This window comes from Bacillus sp. SD088 (assembly GCF_017355205.1).
GTDB lineage: Bacteria > Bacillota > Bacilli > Bacillales > Bacillaceae_C > Lederbergia.
This window is the reverse complement of sequence record NZ_JADIJK010000052.1, coordinates 1-16099: the sequence shown is the minus strand read 5'-3', so window position 1 is coordinate 16099 and position 16099 is coordinate 1. Positions and strand designations below refer to the sequence as shown.

Here is a 16099-nt window from a genome sequence, read left to right as displayed (position 1 = left end):
GCCGTTCCCGAAAGGCGAAGAAATCAGGAAAAGAGTAACAGCGCCAGCCATGGCCGTTCCCGAAAGTCGAAGAAATCAGGAAAAGAGTAACAGCGCCAGCCACGGCCGTGCCCGAAAGTCGAAGAAATCAGGAAAAGAGTAACAGCGCCAGCCACGGCCGTGCCCGAAAGTCGAAGAAATCTGCAAAAGGGTAACGGCGCCAGCCACGGCCGTTCCCGAAAGTCGAAGAAATCTGCAAAAGGGAAACGGCGCCAGCCTCCGCCGTTCCCGAAAGTCGAAGAAATCAGGAAAAGAGTAACAGCGCCAGCCATGGCCGTTCCCGAAAGGCGAAGAAATCAGGAAAAGAGTAACAGCGCCAGCCACGGCCGTGCCCGAAAGTCGAAGAAATCAGGAAAAGAGTAACAGCGCCAGCCACGGCCGTTCCCAAAACGCTAAGAAACCCGGAAAAGGGTAACGGCGCCAGCCTCCGCCGTTCCCGAAAGGCGAAGAAATCAGGAAAAGAGTAACGGCGCCAGCCTTGCCCGTGCCCGAAACACGAAGAAATTCGAAAAATCCCCATTTTTTAATGAATGTTTCCTGAATTTTATAAGTCCCCCGTTTTCCAGTCGAGAGGGTGGACATTGACATCTACTAACCAGAGTTTGATAATAGTAACAGTTTATATTGTGTTTGAGGAAGTGAACTACTGGTGGATGAACAACAATTATATCGAGATACATGGGCGGGAATCGACTTAGACGCCATTGTTTATAATATGAAAGAAATTTGTAAGTTGCTTCCCAATGAAACCAAGGCTTTTGCAGCAGTGAAGGCAAATGGTTATGGGCATGGAGCGGTACAAATAGCTATTGCGGCCTTAAAGGGGGGCGCTCATGGCTTATTGGTCGCTTTTTTGGATGAAGCTTTAGAGTTAAGAAAGGCTGGCTTGACAGCCCCAATTCTCGTTTTAGGTTATACGCGTCCTGAGGATGCTGATGTGGCGGAAAAAGCAGGCATCTCTTTAACGGTTTATCAATTTGATTGGCTGCAAAAAGCCGAGAACTTTATTTCAAAGGAAGCCAGATTATCTGTGCATATAAAATGTGATACGGGTATGAATCGAATTGGGATAAAGGACACAAATGAATTATCCCTCATGGAGGATTTTATCAAGAAATCTAGTTCATACTATTTCCAAGGGATTTATACCCATTTTGCCACAGCTGATCAAAAAGAGGAACAATACTATCAGAGGCAATTAGCTCGCTTTCGCGAATTTTTGAGGGTCTTAAAGATGCAGCCCCCTTATGTGCATGCTGCCAATAGTGCTGCAACTCTTTATCACCACGACTCACTATTTAATGCGATTAGGGTTGGCATTAGCTTGTATGGATTATCCCCTTCACCTGAAATTAAACCCCATCTTCCATTTGCGGGTAGAGAAGCATTTTCTCTTCATACGAAAATTATTCATATTAAAAAGTTGTCAGCCGGTGAAACGATCGGTTATGGGGCAACTTATACTGCTGAGGAGGATGAATGGATTGCGACGATACCGATTGGCTATGCTGATGGGTGGTTAAGGCATCTACAAGGTTTTCAAGTTATTGCAGATAATGAATGGGCTCCAATTGTCGGTCGGATTTGCATGGACCAAACTATGATTAAGTTACCTCGATTCACAGCGATTGGCACAAAAGTCACTTTAATTGGGCAACAAGGCGAAAAGAAAATTTCTGTCGATCATGTTGCAGAAAAATTAGATACAATCAATTACGAAGTGACATGTATGATTAGTCACCGTGTTCCTCGTATTTACGTTTAGGCTCATAGGATGTAGATCAGAGCGTCGTTGCGATGTACAAGGGTTACAGTGTAGACGAAGCGCTAGGACTTCGAGCTGCGAGTCTGGAGCTGGACAGTCGCCTGCGCTTTTCTTGACCAACTACAGACGGCGGGAGCTCGAGACTCGAAGGATGCGAATCCATCGGTGTGCGACAGGACGTCGCGAACTTAGCTGTTCTTCCTATTTTCGCCCCTGAGCGACCACCTTCCGCTTTTCATTGTCCAGCTGCAGCGCCTAGCGACTAGCAAATTTACGTCTTCTTCCTACGATAAGTCAACATCGGCTCATGCTTCGCCGTGTTGTCTAGCTACAGACGGCAGGAGCTCGCGGTCAAATAACCCGGAACCGCCGAAGGGGAAATTCACCCTTCCTCGGTTCCGGAACATTTTCTTGTCGCTCCTAATCAGCCGTCTTTCGCATTTCACTTTTCCTTTATCTTGTCAGAAGCCTTTAAATTTGTACGTCGCTGAACAAGCGCTTTCGCTTTTCCGTATATTTTGGCGAAAAAGATAAAAATTTTGGTAAATATAGCAGGATAATTACGATAAACGTAGAAATATTAGTATTATAACTGGATTTATGGGTTGATAATAGAAAGAGAATCTCGAAACGGTCTTTGCACGAGTGCTGATTGATGGTATCATAATACAGGAATGGTTAGAGTGATTGTGGAGGTGTCGTGGGTGTCTGAATCCAGCGGAACAACGGAAATCATGATTCGCTTGCCGCAACAATTAATTGCGGAATTGGACGGATATGCTGAATTGGAAAATGTAAATCGTAATGAATTTATTTATCGCGCTACAAAAATGTATCTTCGTGAGCGAAGGAGACGCCAAATTGTAGAAACAATGCGGCGGGGTTACATGGAAATGGCAAAAATCAATTTGGCAATTGCTTCCGAAGCCATTCAGGCAGAGTATGAAGCAGAAAATACAGTCGAACGTCTTGTAAGCGGGGGCTAGTATTTTGAGTGTAAAGCGCGGTGATGTGTATTTCGCCGACTTGTCACCAGTAGTCGGTTCAGAACAAGGCGGAGTGCGTCCTGTATTAGTGTTGCAAAATGATATTGGGAATCGATTTAGTCCTACTGTCATCATTGCTGCTATAACGGCGCAAATTCAAAAAGCCAAATTGCCCACACATGTGGAAATTGATGCCGAAAAGTACGGTTTTGAAAGGGATTCAGTCCTACTGCTTGAACAAATTAGAACGGTGGATAAACAACGTCTAACAGATAAAATTACACATTTAGACGAAGAAATGATGGAAAAAGTAGATGAAGCCTTGCAAATAAGTTTGGGACTCATCGATTTTTAAGGCGCTTTATTGTTGAAAAACAAAAGCGCCTTTTTGAGCAGATAAAATAATTAGCGATGTTGTATAGTCAAAAAGACTACGCTTAATCTGGTCATAGCGAATATAACTTTTTTCCTGTTCTCACTTATAAAATGTGTTAGTATTTGAGTTTTTTAACAAGCCATTGTTAAAATAAAGTTTGGAGAAATGGCAGCTGTCTGCTTTTGAAATTAATTATTCACATCTGTGAATATTATTTTTTATGGTCTAAGAAATTAAATCTTCGACCTTCGAATCATTAACAGGAAGTCATGGTTGATGTCTAGCTCTAGGCGCCATCGGCGAGACGCTCGCAGGATGCGGTCCATCGGAGAAGACATGCAGACTTGGCAACCTTAGTCGATGTTCTACTAAAATAACCGGATACAATAAAAGTCAAAATCGGACTTTTATTGTCCCAGAACATTTACTTGTCGGAGGGCAACAGGATGTTTGTCAGAAAGGTGGTGCGACGTCCAGGACATACTAGTGCAGACGCAGCGACAGGAAGTCGTGCTTTGAGTCTACCGCTAGGACGCGTGAACTTAGCCTTTCTTCTTACATCAAGACCCCTTGCGCTTTTGTTCTAGATTTGCCCAATAAGAGGAGGAAGACAGTTCGATGAAGAGAAAGATTGTTCGTTACGTACAAAATTATGGGGGAGACATTGTAGAAGAATGGATGGATGAAATGCGAGAACGTGGGGATTCTCGTTCATTCAATACAATTTCAGATAATGTATTCTATAATACTAGTAAAGAATTTTTAGATGTGATCGTCTCTAATATTGTTGATTCCAATGAGACGTACAATGATAAGGTAAAGGATTTTGGAGAAAGCATTATTAGATTAGGTTGGCCTCTTACGTATTTAACAACGGGGATACGAATCTACCAAAGCATTATTTTTGAAAAAATAGTGACAGAGAGTGATCTTACAAAAGATCAAATGAAAAAATTAGTATTAGATCTTGAATCATGGCTTGCTCCTATACAAGATCAGTTGATTAATACGTATTCAGATACCTGGGAGAAAACGATTACGATGCAAAAGGTGGCACTACAAGAGCTTTCGGCACCGTTAATTCCAGTATTTGAAAAGATATCTATTATGCCGCTTGTGGGAACAATTGATACAGAACGTGCTCGGTTAATAATGGAAAATCTATTAAGTGGTGTCGTGAAGCATCGCTCGGATGTTGTTTTGATTGATATTACCGGTGTACCTGTTGTGGACACAATGGTAGCCCATCATATTATCCAGGCAGCGGATGCTGTTCGATTAGTGGGCTCGAAATGTATGCTTGTTGGAATTCGCCCGGAGATTGCTCAAACGATTGTGAATTTAGGTATTGATCTAAACCATATTACAACCACGAGTACCTTGCGAAAGGGGATTGCACAAGCTCTTGCATATACTAATAGGGAAATTGTCGTAATGGAGGGTGTAGATTGAGAATTCCAATATTAAAATTAGGCAAATATCTACTTGTTTCGATCCAATGGGAACTTGATGATCAAACTGCTTTACAATTTCAAGAAGACTTACTACAAATGATTCATCAGACAAACGCCAGTGGCGTCGTGATTGACATTACATCGATTGATTTTATCGATTCCTTTATTGCAAAGGTACTAGGCGACGTGATTGAAATGTCTAAACTAATGGGAGCAAGGGTGGTTATTACAGGGATTCAACCATCCGTCGCTATCACGTTACTCGAGCTTGGTATCCGTTTGGATGATGTGATGACAGCAATAGATTTGGAAAACGGTTTAGATAAATTACAACAGGAACTGGGGGAGTAGCCTATGGAGCTGCAGTCCTGCGTTAAAATATTAAATGAATGGGACATAGTAGCAGTTCGCCAATTAGGCAGAAATGTGGCAAAGGAGCTTGGGTTTGGGACGGTCGACCAGGCAAGAATCACGACTGCGATCAGCGAATTGGCAAGAAATATTTTCTTGTATGCAGGTGAAGGCGAAGTCTGCATCGATAAATTTTACGAAAAGGGAAAAAGTGGTGTGAAAATTACTGCAAAAGATCAAGGGCCGGGAATAGCTGATATTCGTAGGGTAATGGAAGATGGCTATACGACATCGGGAGGACTAGGAGCAGGTCTTCCTGGTGTGAAACGGCTAATGGATGAATTCGACATTCACTCTAAAGTTGGAGAAGGAACTGAAATCACTTCGGTGAAATGGCTCCGATAGGAGGATTTATCGACATGGGGTTTAGAGAAACACTGGAAGATAAATATAGAGATATTATGAGTAAATATTTAGAGGATAAAAATGAACAGACTTTGTACCAAGGGCAGAAATTAAGTAGAAAATTAATTGAACATCATATTTCTCCAGAAGAAATTATCAGCTTACATAAATCTGTGATTATGGAGAATGGTTACCAAGAGGAGAACGTCTTATATTCCTTTGATATTTTGCTGGAAGTGATGATGGGATATGGTCTTGCGTACAGAGAACATCAAAGTTTGCGGACAGAACAGCTAGCTTTAAAAAGTGAAATTGAGGTAGCCGCTAAGATGCAACAAACTTTGTTACAGACGGTAAAGCCTCAGATCGATGGATTGGAAATTGGCGTGATTAGTGTACCTGCAAGACAGATGAACGGAGATTATTATCATTTTATTAAAGATGAACATCAATGTCTTGGGGTGGCGATCGCAGATGTCATTGGCAAAGGAATCCCAGCCGCATTATCCATGTCTATGATTAAATACGGAATGGATAGCTTTCCGGAAGGGGAAAAAGCCCCAAAGGACATACTAGAAAGCCTTAATCGCGTTGTAGAACAAAACGTGGATCCCAGTATGTTTATTACAATGTGTTATGGCGTCTATGATCCAAAATCTCATTATTTTACCTATGCTTCAGCAGGCCATGAACCAGGCTTTTTCTATATGTCTGAATCACAGACGTTTCAAGATTTAGAAGCAAAAGGATTATTACTCGGAATTGATAAAAGAACGAAATATAAAGAATTCGGCCATCAGCTTGAGGTTGGAGATATGGTCATCCTTCTCTCAGATGGTGTTTCAGAATGTCGAACACAAGATGGATTTATTGAACGAGAGGATTTAATGGCTATGATCCATGATTATATACATATGTCAGCCCAAGAAATCGTCACGAACATTTATAAGGATTTAGAAAGACTTCAAGATTTTGAACTAAGAGACGATTTTACACTTATTATTTTAAGAAGAGTTCACTAACAGGTTTTATCTTAATTAAAACGGGGTAAAAGAAATACCAGAACCTTTTAAGGGGTGAATGGATAGTGAATATTTCAATAGATGTAGAAGAAACGGAAATAGGAATCATAGCGAAACTAGCTGGTGAAATAGATGCTTATACAGCTCCAACGGTACGTGATGAACTCCTACCACGTGCAGAGCAGTCTGAGATGAAAATAGTTGTCGATCTATCAGAGGTAAATTATATGGATAGTACAGGCTTGGGCATATTTGTAGGTCTATTTAAGACATTAAAAGAGCATAATGGGGAACTCGTTTTGAAGGGAATGTCTGATCGTTTAAAACGACTTTTTGATATTACTGGATTAGCAGATGTAATGGATGTCAATACCGAGGTAGAAGGTGGAGTTTAACATGGAAGAAGCATTTGACTACATTGAGATGAAAATTCCTGCAAAACCAGAATATGTAGGCGTGATCCGGCTCACTTTATCAGGATTAGCAAGCAGAATGGGCTTTACATATGATGCAATTGATGATTTGAAAGTAGCTGTAAGTGAGGCCATTACGAATGCTGTTCAACATGCTTATAAGCAAAAAGAGGGCGGAGAAATTGTGGTTGGGTTTGCGCTTCATGAAGACAAACTTGAAACCATGGTTGCCGATTCTGGAAAAAGTTTCAATCTTGAAAAGATTCGGAGGGAGATTGGTCCGTATAAAAGTGGAGGAGATGCTGAATTTCTTCGTGAAGGAGGCTTGGGACTCTATTTGATCGAGAGCTTGATGGACGAGGTGAAAATACATCAGCATGAGGGTGTAACAGTCTTTATGACAAAATTCCTTGAGGGAGAGCAGGTGGAGAGTGATGTTGAAACAATCTCAACCTGATCATGATAGAAATCAAATTAATGAATGGATCAAAGCTTACCAAGAGCAGCAAGATGAAGAAGCTCAAAATGAATTAGTGCTCCATTATCAGAAATTGGTTGAATCCATTGCTCGTAAGTATTCCAAAGGGAAGTCTTTCCATGAAGATATTGTACAAGTTGGTGTCATTGGATTACTTGGGGCCATTCGTCGCTATGATGAAAGCTATGGAAAAACGTTTGAAGCCTTTGCGATTCCTACGATTATTGGGGAGATCAAACGATTTTTAAGAGACAAGACATGGAGCGTTCATGTACCACGGCGTATAAAAGAACTGGGGCCTAAAATTAAATCGACTGTGGAAGAATTAACAAGGGAACTCCAACGTTCGCCGAGAATTCCGGAAATTGCTCAATACCTAGAAGTAACAGAAGAAGAAGTATTGGAAGCAATGGAAATGGGAAAAAGCTACCAAGCCTTATCTGTGGATCACTCCATTGAAGCAGATGCAGATGGTAGTACCGTTACATTATTGGATATTGTAGGGAGTATTGATGATGGTTATGAAAAAGTGAACCAAAAAATTGTGTTGGAAGAAGCCCTACACGTTTTATCGGATAGGGAAAGAAAAATTATCCAATATACCTACTTAGAAAATAAAAGTCAGAAAGAAGCTGGAGAGATGTTAGAGATTTCCCAAATGCATGTATCCCGTTTACAAAGAAAAGCGATTAAAAAACTGAGAGAAGCCATTTTTGAAAACAATAAACATACGGAGAAATTCTCTCCATGATCCATTTGGACAGACAACAAATAGAGGTCCATGCATTTCAAACGGCAAAAGGTAGTAATCCATATTGTGGGGATGCATTCTATTTAGATGTGCAAGATGATTACTTTCTTTGTGTTTTAGCCGATGGACTGGGAAGTGGCCAATATGCCTATGAATCTGCAAAGGCCGTTACTTCTATAGTAGAAGCTAATCCAGAAGAAAGCGTCGATACATTAATGGATTACAGCAACAAAGTCTTGTTGCGGAAGCGTGGAGCAGCTGTAGGGATCCTAAAAGTTGATTTTTGTAAACGCGAGTTTGAATATAGTTGTGTAGGCAATCTTCGCTTTTACGTGTATACACCGGCAGGTAAATTAATTTACCCTATACCCGTGAAAGGCTATCTCTCCGGTAGACCCCAGAAGTTTCATACTCATAAATACCCCTATGAAGAACAGTCGAAATTCCTTCTTCACTCTGATGGTTTCATTAATGTTAAAACCCGTGAATTACTAGGGGGAAACCATTCCGTTTGGACAATGACAGATCAGCTAAAAGCAAAACAAGTCAATACAACAGACGATATGTCCTTTATCGTCGGCACCCTACTCTAAGAGTGGGGTCTTTTTCAATGCTTAGGAAACTAAAAAATGGTCGCTTGTGGATAAGTTGTAATTTTGAGTTTCGTCGTCTAGCTCCGGCGCCCAGCGACTAGCAAACTTTCAGCTTCTGCTTGCGTAAGTCAACATCGGCTCATGCTTCGCCGTGAATCCTTTATCTCGTCAGAAGCTTAAAAAGTTTGTATCGCTAAACGGGCGCTTGCGCTTTTCTTGTCGTTTAGGAAATTATAAAATTGCAGCTTGTGGATAAGTTATAACTTTGAGTTTTGTCGTCTAGCTCCAGCGCCCAGCGACTAGCAAACTTTCGGTTTCTTCCTACGATAAGTCAACATCCATTCGCTTTCCAAGCTCATGGTGTTTCCTTTATCTCGTCGAACCCTAAAAAGTTTGTACGTCGCTAAACGGGCGCTTGCGCTTTTGTTCATATCTGGCACGCCTTGGAATTTGTCGAAAAAAGGTTGAATCTTTCTTTAATTTCTCACAAAATGATTACAATTTGAATAAATTCTTGCTTTTAAGTGGATTTTAGTTCAAATTATAGAGGGGGTATTCGTTAGATTTAGTAAAGGAAGTGATCGAAAATGATGGAATGGATGTTAGCCATTTTACTAGGATTGGCCGTGTTACTCCTAATTCTATCGTTTGTCAAAACGCGACGGGATTCATCAAAGGTAGAGAGGGAAGTAGATCAGCTTTCTCTTACAATGACAGATGAATTGTATAAATTACAACAAAAAGTTCGATTTCTTGAAATTGATAGGGAGATAGATGCACAGGAATTAAAGATCCCATCCAGTTCTTCTAAAAGTCGAATTTTGCTGCGAGATGCGATTGATCTTCATAGACGTGGTTATTCCTTAGAAAATATTGCAGCGCAAAAAGGGCTCTCTAAACAAGAAATGGGACAATTACTTACTCCTTATATGGTGGTTAAGGAAGGAGAGAAAAGCAAATAATGTCAGCAAAATCAATGCGTAGCTTTGCTTTTGGCCTTATTATTGCTGCATGTTTGTGTGGGGTTGCCTACTATTCTACCAATGATGAAACAAGTGCGAAAGAGGTTGAAAAACCGTCGGTAGAAGACATGAAAAAAACGTTAGTTTCTGAGGGATATGTCATCCACACTGAAGAAGAATGGCACGAACAACTTGCTGCGACTGAAAAGACTAAGGATGATGAAAAAGCAGAAGAAGAGCCAAAAGAAGCTGAAAAAGAAAAAATTGTCTATCGTTCGACAATTATTGTTTCAGACGGAATGACAAGTATTGATGTAGGAAGAGCTCTAGAAAAGGCAAAAATTGTTAAAGACCCAATGGATTTCGTGAATGAGGTAGAAAAACAAAAACTGGAGAAGAAATTAAAACCAGGTTCCTATGAGGTCGATAGTAATATGAAGCTTAAGGATGCTATTTCCGTTATTTTTAAATAAAGTATCGATAGAAAAAAGCTGGAGTGTGATACTCGAGCTTTTTTCTATCGAATCGTATTCAATCAATGGGAATGAGAGAAGCCTTCACTGATTGAAGTTTCACTTTTATGATAAAATAGTTGTTAGTAAAAGAGAAATGAGGGACCAGTGTGATACAAGTTGAACAAAATATTGATTTACATGGAAAAATTGCAAAAGAACTCAATTTATCGAAAAAACAAGTATCCAGTGTCATTGAACTTTTAGAAGAAGGAAATACTGTTCCATTTATCGCGCGTTACCGAAAAGAAATGACGGGTGCATTAGATGAAGTACAAATCAAAGGGATTTTGGATGGATGGACGTATCTGCAAAATTTAGAGCAACGTAAAACAGATGTCATTCGCTTAATTGAGGAACAGGGAAAATTAACAGAGGAATTACAGGTCGCGATTTTAAAAGCGGACCAACTACAAATTGTTGAAGATTTATACCGTCCATATAAACAGAAGCGCCGTACTCGTGCCGCTGTTGCAAAAGAGAAAGGGTTAGAACCATTTGCGGAATGGCTTATGAACTTTCCAGTAAATGGCAGTGTGGAAGAAGAAGCAGAAAAATATATTTCAGAGGAAAAGGAAGTAGCAGACGTTGTTACCGTCATTCAAGGGGCAAAGGACATCCTTGCTGAGCAATTTTCGGATGATGCGGCTATTCGCCAATGGATCAGAAAGGAATTTTTCCACGCCAGTATAATCACTTCTGTGGGAAAAAACACGGATCAGGATGAGAAAAAAGTCTTTGAAAACTACTATGAATATGAGGAGCCTGTGAAAAAAATTGTTCCTCATCGCACACTAGCATTAAATAGAGGAGAAAAGGAAGAAATCTTAAAGGTCTCCATTAAAATGGACCCAGAAAAAATTCTTTCATATATAGAGAGAAGAGTAATCAAAAAGAAAGAATCCATTGCTGCGCCTGTTATCATGGAAGCCATTGAAGATGGATATAAACGTTTAATTGAGCCAGCGATTGAACGTGAAGTTCGAAATGAATTGACTGAAAAGGCAGAAGCACAAGCCATCCATATCTTCTCTGAGAACTTACGAAATCTTCTCCTGCAGCCCCCTCTAAAAGGAAAAATGGCATTAGGTGTTGATCCAGCCTACCGGACAGGCTGTAAATTGGCCGTTGTGGATGAGACCGGAAAATTACTACATATCGATGTCATTTACCCACATCCGCCCAAAGCCAAGCGTGCTGAGGCAAAAGAAAAGATGATGCAAGTATTAAAACAATACCAAATTGAAGTGATTGCGATCGGGAATGGAACGGCATCCCGAGAGACGGAACAATTTACTGCAGATATTTTAAAAGAAATGAAGGAAAATCTAGCTTATGTGATCGTCAATGAAGCAGGGGCAAGTGTGTATTCAGCTTCTGCTTTAGCGAGAGAGGAGTTTCCTGATCTGCAAGTCGAGGAAAGAAGCGCCGCTTCGATTGCTAGGAGACTGCAGGATCCGTTGGCAGAACTGGTGAAAATCGATCCAAAATCAGTTGGAGTCGGTCAATATCAGCATGATGTCTCGCAAAAACGATTAAACGAATCATTAACCTTCGTTGTCGAAACTGCAGTGAACCAAGTTGGCGTGAATGTAAACACAGCCTCACCTTCTCTTTTACAATATGTGTCAGGGCTTAGCAAAACAGTGGCGAATAACATTGTCAAGTACCGGGAAGAAAATGGGAAGTTTACAGGACGGAAACAATTGAAAGGAATCCCACGTTTAGGAGCGAAAACGTATGAACAAGCGATTGGCTTTTTACGTATCCTTGATGGAAAAGAGCCGTTGGACGTAACACCTATTCATCCCGAAAACTATGATGAAGTGATGAGTTTACTCAAGCAACTTGGCTTCTCAACAAAAGATATAGGTAGTAAAGAATTGGTCGGTGCACTAAAAAAGCTTGATCAAGAAAAGATGGCGGCTGAATTAGGACTTGGTGTTTTAACATTACGGGATATCATAGAGGCATTGATGAAGCCGGGACGCGACTTACGAGATGAGCTGCCGAAGCCATTATTGAAAAAAGATTTATTGAAGCTAGAGGATCTAAAGCCTGGCATGGAGATGCAAGGCACAGTGCGAAATGTAGTGGACTTTGGTGCGTTTGTTGACGTCGGTGTAAAAGAAGATGGACTTGTGCATATCTCTAAGCTAAGTAAACAATTCGTGAAACATCCTCTAGATGTTGTCTCACTTGGAGATATTGTAACGGTTTGGGTAGAAAAAGTGGATGTACAGAAGGGAAGACTTTCACTCACAATGCTTTCTCCCGGAGAATAAACAAAAGGAAGCACTGCATTTTTCATTTGCAGTGTTTCCTTCTATAATAGTGCCAGCATTGATTTAATAATTTGATTTGATAGAGATTTTTTTCGAAAAAGGCCTTTTGCATTTGATGTACAAACCAGCTAGGCATTCAAAAACCTCCTATAAGAGCGTGTTCAAAACATTGAGTAGCGGAAAAGCAAGCCAACGAGCTTCCATAGGCAGTGGTAACTTCTCGACGTTCGGCACTGGATGACGTGCATATAGCCTTTGATCTCACTTTTTGAGCATCCTTTATAAATAGTTTGCTTCATTATATGTGGCGAAAACGAGAGGGGTTCCAACGTACTTCGTAAGAGGGTGTTAAAGTGACCAATGAAGAATTGCAATTTTTAGTTGAGAAAATATCAGCACAGTATTTCCATAAATCGTTTCAACATAAGGCTGTTTTTAATGCTCGCTTGCGTACAACGGGAGGACGCTATTTGCTAACCTCTCATAATATAGAAATCAATCGCAAGTATTTGGAAGAGCATGGCATATCGGAACTAGAAGGAATTATTAAGCACGAACTTTGCCATTATCATTTGCATGTTGAGGGAAAAGGTTATCAGCATCGAGATCAAGATTTTAAAAAGTTAATGAAGAAAGTCGGGGCCCCACGTCATTGCACCCCACTGAAAATAGAGAAGAGAGCGAAAGGAATCATCCATAAATATCAATGTCAAGATTGCGCTCAAATGTATGAAAGAAAACGTAGGGTGAATACAACTCGCTTTGTCTGCGGAAAATGCAAGGGGAAGCTAAGAAAATTAGAAACGTAAAGAGGTTGGGACAAAAGTGTTTTCACCAAAGAAAAGACGAACTAGTAGGGTGCATATACTCGCTCTGGAAATATACTTCGCTTTCCGCGGGCGAGTGGCAACCCTCCTCAGGGCTTTGCCCTCCGGTGTCTTGCTGAACTCTCACTTCCCGCATGAGTCTACGTATATTTCCTCCGCTAAGATAATACATTGTTCATCTTGGGCGCTTAACATTTTAGTTATATCCCATCCTCTTTCGTAGTTTCGCGTACTTATCTAGTCAATAGCTTGCATGACGCCATGGGAACGAGTCAAGCGGCATTGTTTTAGGCGATGTAATCTTCTTTCGGAATGTTCCCCGCTTTCCTTCGAACGTAGTACTTTCCTTTTGTCAGAATCGCAATCAGAATGGTTAGGAGGGCTGCTAATATAGCTGCGAAAAAGGCAGCGGTACTTTGTAAAAATGTCCCCATATAGCCAATAGCCGCTACAGTCCCTAGTCCGCTTGCCACAAGTAAAGAGACAACCCCAACTGGATTCCATTTATATAAATTATCTTGTCTAGCCTCATAATAGCCTGGCCCGATTTTAAGCAGTTTTTTTACAATCAAAGCATCTGTAACAAGAATAGACGCCCAAGTTAATAAAAAGACCCCTTGAAAGGTCATGGCTGTATCTAGATGATTTACAATTCCACCCAACATTAAGATCATAGCCGATATACCAGTGATCACAACCCAAAAGCGTCTTCCAGGCGTAAATTTAAAAACATTTTCGAAAAAGTTAGATAGCGATAGTGAACCACTATAAATATTGGTGATATTGATCCGAACTTGGGTTAGCATTGTAAATAGAGCTCCCCAGATACCTAATAGAAGTACAATATATACACCTGGATTTGGCTCACCTAATCGAACACCAAACCAAATCCCTAAACCTCCCATCACACCGAAACAAAATATTTGGGGAATAAATCCAATCGCAAAGATTCCGATTTTAGTATCCTTGGGCTTTAGAAAACGTGTGTAGTCTGAAGCAAGTAGTGGGGTAAGCCCCATAATCCCATGCTGCATGCCAATACATAACAGCAATGCTGTCCCGCCTACTTGAACGTTCTCGGGCATATAGCTCCAAAAGCTGCCTGCAAAAAGGGAAGGAGTCTTCGCAGAGACTACAATCGCGGCAATTAGGAAAATGAAAAATAGAGGCAAAGACCACTTTTGAAGCTTATCTAGTTGTTTTATACCAAACCAATTAAGCGGGATTACTAATGTTCCGAAGAAAAGAATTAATGCCCATTCGGGGATAATCGGAAAAAAGGAGTGTACAGCTGAAACCAATATCATTCCTTCAAGTGCGCAATACATGATAAAGTTTGTTGCATAAATAAAAGAGGTAAGAGAGGCACCGATATAGCCAAACCCTCCACCTCTAGACATTAAATTGACATTCATCCCTGATTTAGCTGATAAATAAGCAATAAAGGTACCGAGTATACCTGCTACGATAATGGCGTAGATGGCTGATATAATGGCATTCATGGCACCAAATTGAAGGGCCATCACACTACCCATTTGAAAATAGAAAATAGCCGTTGCAATGCCAAAGGTAATATTTGTAATGCTAATCCATCCCATATTCCGTTGCGAACGGGGAACGCTCTTAAGTGAAAAGTCATCATTCATTTCTGTTTTTTGATCTGTTAAATTTCCAGATCCCATACAACCAACCCCCTTCATAAGTTATAGTTTGTCTTTAGTGAGTGTTGCGAATATTGCGGCACATGCCATCCAATATAACAATAATATCAGAATGAATTCAAATCGCTTCTAACATGCTATAAGGCCATAGGGTAAAATTAATCGTGCGTTTTCTCACAAACACAGTGGTTATCTTTAAAATGGGAATAGAAGAAAGGATGGCATAATTTCACTCCGATAAACTATTTTTTTGAAAAAATTAAAGTGCTATTGACATTATTCTATTCGCTCTGTATACTCATAAGAGTCATTTATTCCGCAGTAGCTCAGTGGTAGAGCTATCGGCTGTTAACCGATCGGTCGTAGGTTCGAATCCTACCTGCGGAGTTTTGTCTAATACTTTTTAATGATATATTTGGAGAAGTACTCAAGTGGCTGAAGAGGTGCCCCTGCTAAGGGTATAGGTCGCGTAAGCGGCGCGAGGGTTCAAATCCCTCCTTCTCCGCCATTACATATTTTTAAGGCCCCTTGGTCAAGTGGTTAAGACACCGCCCTTTCACGGCGGTAACACGGGTTCGAATCCCGTAGGGGTCACTTTTCTCTTTTAGATAGAATGCAACTAATAGAGTAATGCTTCTAATGAAGGTGTTAATATAAAATCTATTAATTGCTTATTGATAGAAAGTATGTTAAGATAATATCCTTCATATTTGATGGGCTATAGCCAAGTGGTAAGGCAACGGACTTTGACTCCGTCATTCGTTGGTTCGAATCCAGCTAGCCCAGCCATTTTGATTCTTTACAACGAGAAAAAACCTTCACGCCTAAGCGAAAAAAACCTTGACGTTAGAAAAAGTTTTTTGGTATAATACTTTTTGTCGCTTAATTAAGCGGTAGTGGCGGAATGGCAGACGCGCTAGGTTGAGGGCCTAGTGGGGGATAACCCCGTGGAGGTTCAAGTCCTCTCTACCGCATCATTGACTTCTTATAATATGCGCCCGTAGCTCAATTGGATAGAGCGTTTGACTACGGATCAAAAGGTTAGGGGTTCGACTCCTCTCGGGCGCGCCATTTTAATGCGGGTGTAGTTTAGTGGTAAAACTACAGCCTTCCAAGCTGTTGTCGTGGGTTCGATTCCCATCACCCGCTCCAAAAAAAGTTCTTGACAGTGAGAATTACAAATGCTATACTAGTAAAGTTGCTGTTAAGAAAGTTTGAT

17 protein-coding genes and 7 tRNA genes are annotated in these 16099 nt (G+C 40.7%); 22 read left to right on the top strand and 2 right to left on the bottom strand.

The window, feature by feature from the left end:
• Window positions 1–685 precede the first annotated feature (685 nt).
• From alr to IPU53_RS24430, 14 genes are all read left to right on the top strand, one after another.
• Entirely contained in the window at window positions 686–1804 is a 1119-nt protein-coding gene (alr, locus tag IPU53_RS24495; RefSeq protein ID WP_207454124.1) for an alanine racemase, read from the top strand.
• Window positions 1805–2508: 704 nt separating this feature from the next.
• The gene (locus tag IPU53_RS24490) at window positions 2509–2790 is read left to right on the top strand and encodes a CopG family ribbon-helix-helix protein (RefSeq protein ID WP_057981999.1); all 282 of its coding nucleotides are present in this window, start codon (window positions 2509–2511) and stop codon (window positions 2788–2790) included.
• Window positions 2791–2794: 4 nt separating this feature from the next.
• Window positions 2795–3145, top strand: a complete 351-nt coding sequence (locus IPU53_RS24485) for a type II toxin-antitoxin system PemK/MazF family toxin (protein WP_057982001.1) — start codon at window positions 2795–2797, stop codon at window positions 3143–3145.
• Window positions 3146–3784: 639 nt separating this feature from the next.
• Complete coding sequence (locus IPU53_RS24480; RefSeq protein ID WP_207454122.1) at window positions 3785–4618, top strand: STAS domain-containing protein; 834 nt, start codon at window positions 3785–3787, stop codon at window positions 4616–4618.
• Window positions 4615–4971 (top strand): STAS domain-containing protein, encoded by a 357-nt coding sequence (locus IPU53_RS24475; protein ID WP_207454116.1) that lies wholly within the window; start codon window positions 4615–4617, stop codon window positions 4969–4971. Before IPU53_RS24480 ends, IPU53_RS24475 begins: the two co-directional genes overlap by 4 nt.
• A gap of 3 nt (window positions 4972–4974) precedes the next feature.
• On the top strand, window positions 4975–5376 hold the full coding sequence (locus IPU53_RS24470) for an anti-sigma regulatory factor (RefSeq protein WP_207454115.1): 402 nt from the start codon (window positions 4975–4977) through the stop codon (window positions 5374–5376).
• Between the two features lie 14 nt (window positions 5377–5390).
• Entirely contained in the window at window positions 5391–6398 is a 1008-nt protein-coding gene (locus tag IPU53_RS24465) for a PP2C family protein-serine/threonine phosphatase (protein ID WP_207454109.1), read from the top strand.
• Window positions 6399–6463: 65 nt separating this feature from the next.
• Window positions 6464–6793 (top strand): anti-sigma factor antagonist, encoded by a 330-nt coding sequence (locus IPU53_RS24460; RefSeq protein WP_207454107.1) that lies wholly within the window; start codon window positions 6464–6466, stop codon window positions 6791–6793.
• Window position 6794: 1 nt separating this feature from the next.
• Entirely contained in the window at window positions 6795–7268 is a 474-nt protein-coding gene (rsbW, locus tag IPU53_RS24455; RefSeq protein WP_207454105.1) for an anti-sigma B factor RsbW, read from the top strand.
• Entirely contained in the window at window positions 7246–8040 is a 795-nt protein-coding gene (gene sigB, locus IPU53_RS24450; protein ID WP_207454102.1) for an RNA polymerase sigma factor SigB, read from the top strand. Before rsbW ends, sigB begins: the two co-directional genes overlap by 23 nt.
• A complete protein-coding gene (locus IPU53_RS24445; RefSeq protein ID WP_207454100.1) occupies window positions 8037–8633 on the top strand; it encodes a SpoIIE family protein phosphatase in 597 nt (198 codons plus the stop codon). The genes sigB and IPU53_RS24445 overlap by 4 nt, the downstream gene beginning before the upstream one ends.
• 587 nt (window positions 8634–9220) lie before the next feature.
• On the top strand, window positions 9221–9595 hold the full coding sequence (locus IPU53_RS24440) for a hypothetical protein (RefSeq protein ID WP_207454098.1): 375 nt from the start codon (window positions 9221–9223) through the stop codon (window positions 9593–9595).
• Window positions 9595–10068 carry a hypothetical protein gene (locus tag IPU53_RS24435; protein WP_207454096.1) on the top strand — a complete coding sequence of 158 codons (474 nt, stop codon included), beginning with the start codon at window positions 9595–9597 and terminating at the stop codon, window positions 10066–10068. Before IPU53_RS24440 ends, IPU53_RS24435 begins: the two co-directional genes overlap by 1 nt.
• A 149-nt stretch (window positions 10069–10217) precedes the next feature.
• Complete coding sequence (locus tag IPU53_RS24430; RefSeq protein ID WP_313886558.1) at window positions 10218–12392, top strand: Tex family protein; 2175 nt, start codon at window positions 10218–10220, stop codon at window positions 12390–12392.
• 22 nt (window positions 12393–12414) lie between these two features.
• Here IPU53_RS24430 and cmpA read toward each other — a convergent pair whose 3' ends face one another.
• Window positions 12415–12528 carry a cortex morphogenetic protein CmpA gene (cmpA, locus tag IPU53_RS24425; RefSeq protein WP_207454094.1) on the bottom strand — a complete coding sequence of 38 codons (114 nt, stop codon included), beginning with the start codon at window positions 12526–12528 and terminating at the stop codon, window positions 12415–12417.
• A 217-nt stretch (window positions 12529–12745) separates the two neighbouring features.
• Here cmpA and IPU53_RS24420 point away from each other — a divergent pair, with 217 nt between their 5' ends.
• Window positions 12746–13201: a SprT family protein gene (locus IPU53_RS24420; RefSeq protein ID WP_207454092.1), complete on the top strand. Its 456-nt coding sequence runs from the start codon at window positions 12746–12748 to the stop codon at window positions 13199–13201.
• A 305-nt stretch (window positions 13202–13506) separates the two neighbouring features.
• Here IPU53_RS24420 and IPU53_RS24415 read toward each other — a convergent pair whose 3' ends face one another.
• On the bottom strand, window positions 13507–14817 hold the full coding sequence (locus tag IPU53_RS24415) for a purine-cytosine permease family protein (protein WP_396019975.1): 1311 nt from the start codon (window positions 14815–14817) through the stop codon (window positions 13507–13509).
• A 378-nt stretch (window positions 14818–15195) separates the two neighbouring features.
• Between IPU53_RS24415 and IPU53_RS24410 the strand changes: the two genes are divergently transcribed.
• The 7 genes from IPU53_RS24410 (at window position 15196) to IPU53_RS24380 (ending at window position 16032) form a co-directional block, all read left to right on the top strand.
• Window positions 15196–15267, top strand: a tRNA-Asn gene (locus IPU53_RS24410).
• Window positions 15268–15297: 30 nt separating this feature from the next.
• Window positions 15298–15388: transfer RNA gene (locus tag IPU53_RS24405), tRNA-Ser, on the top strand.
• 14 nt (window positions 15389–15402) lie between these two features.
• A tRNA-Glu gene (locus IPU53_RS24400) sits at window positions 15403–15474 on the top strand.
• Window positions 15475–15594: 120 nt separating this feature from the next.
• Window positions 15595–15669, top strand: a tRNA-Gln gene (locus IPU53_RS24395).
• A gap of 101 nt (window positions 15670–15770) precedes the next feature.
• Window positions 15771–15854 (top strand) — tRNA-Leu (locus tag IPU53_RS24390).
• Window positions 15855–15874: 20 nt separating this feature from the next.
• Window positions 15875–15951: transfer RNA gene (locus IPU53_RS24385), tRNA-Arg, on the top strand.
• Window positions 15952–15958: 7 nt separating this feature from the next.
• Window positions 15959–16032 (top strand) — tRNA-Gly (locus IPU53_RS24380).
• Window positions 16033–16099: the final 67 nt, after the last annotated feature.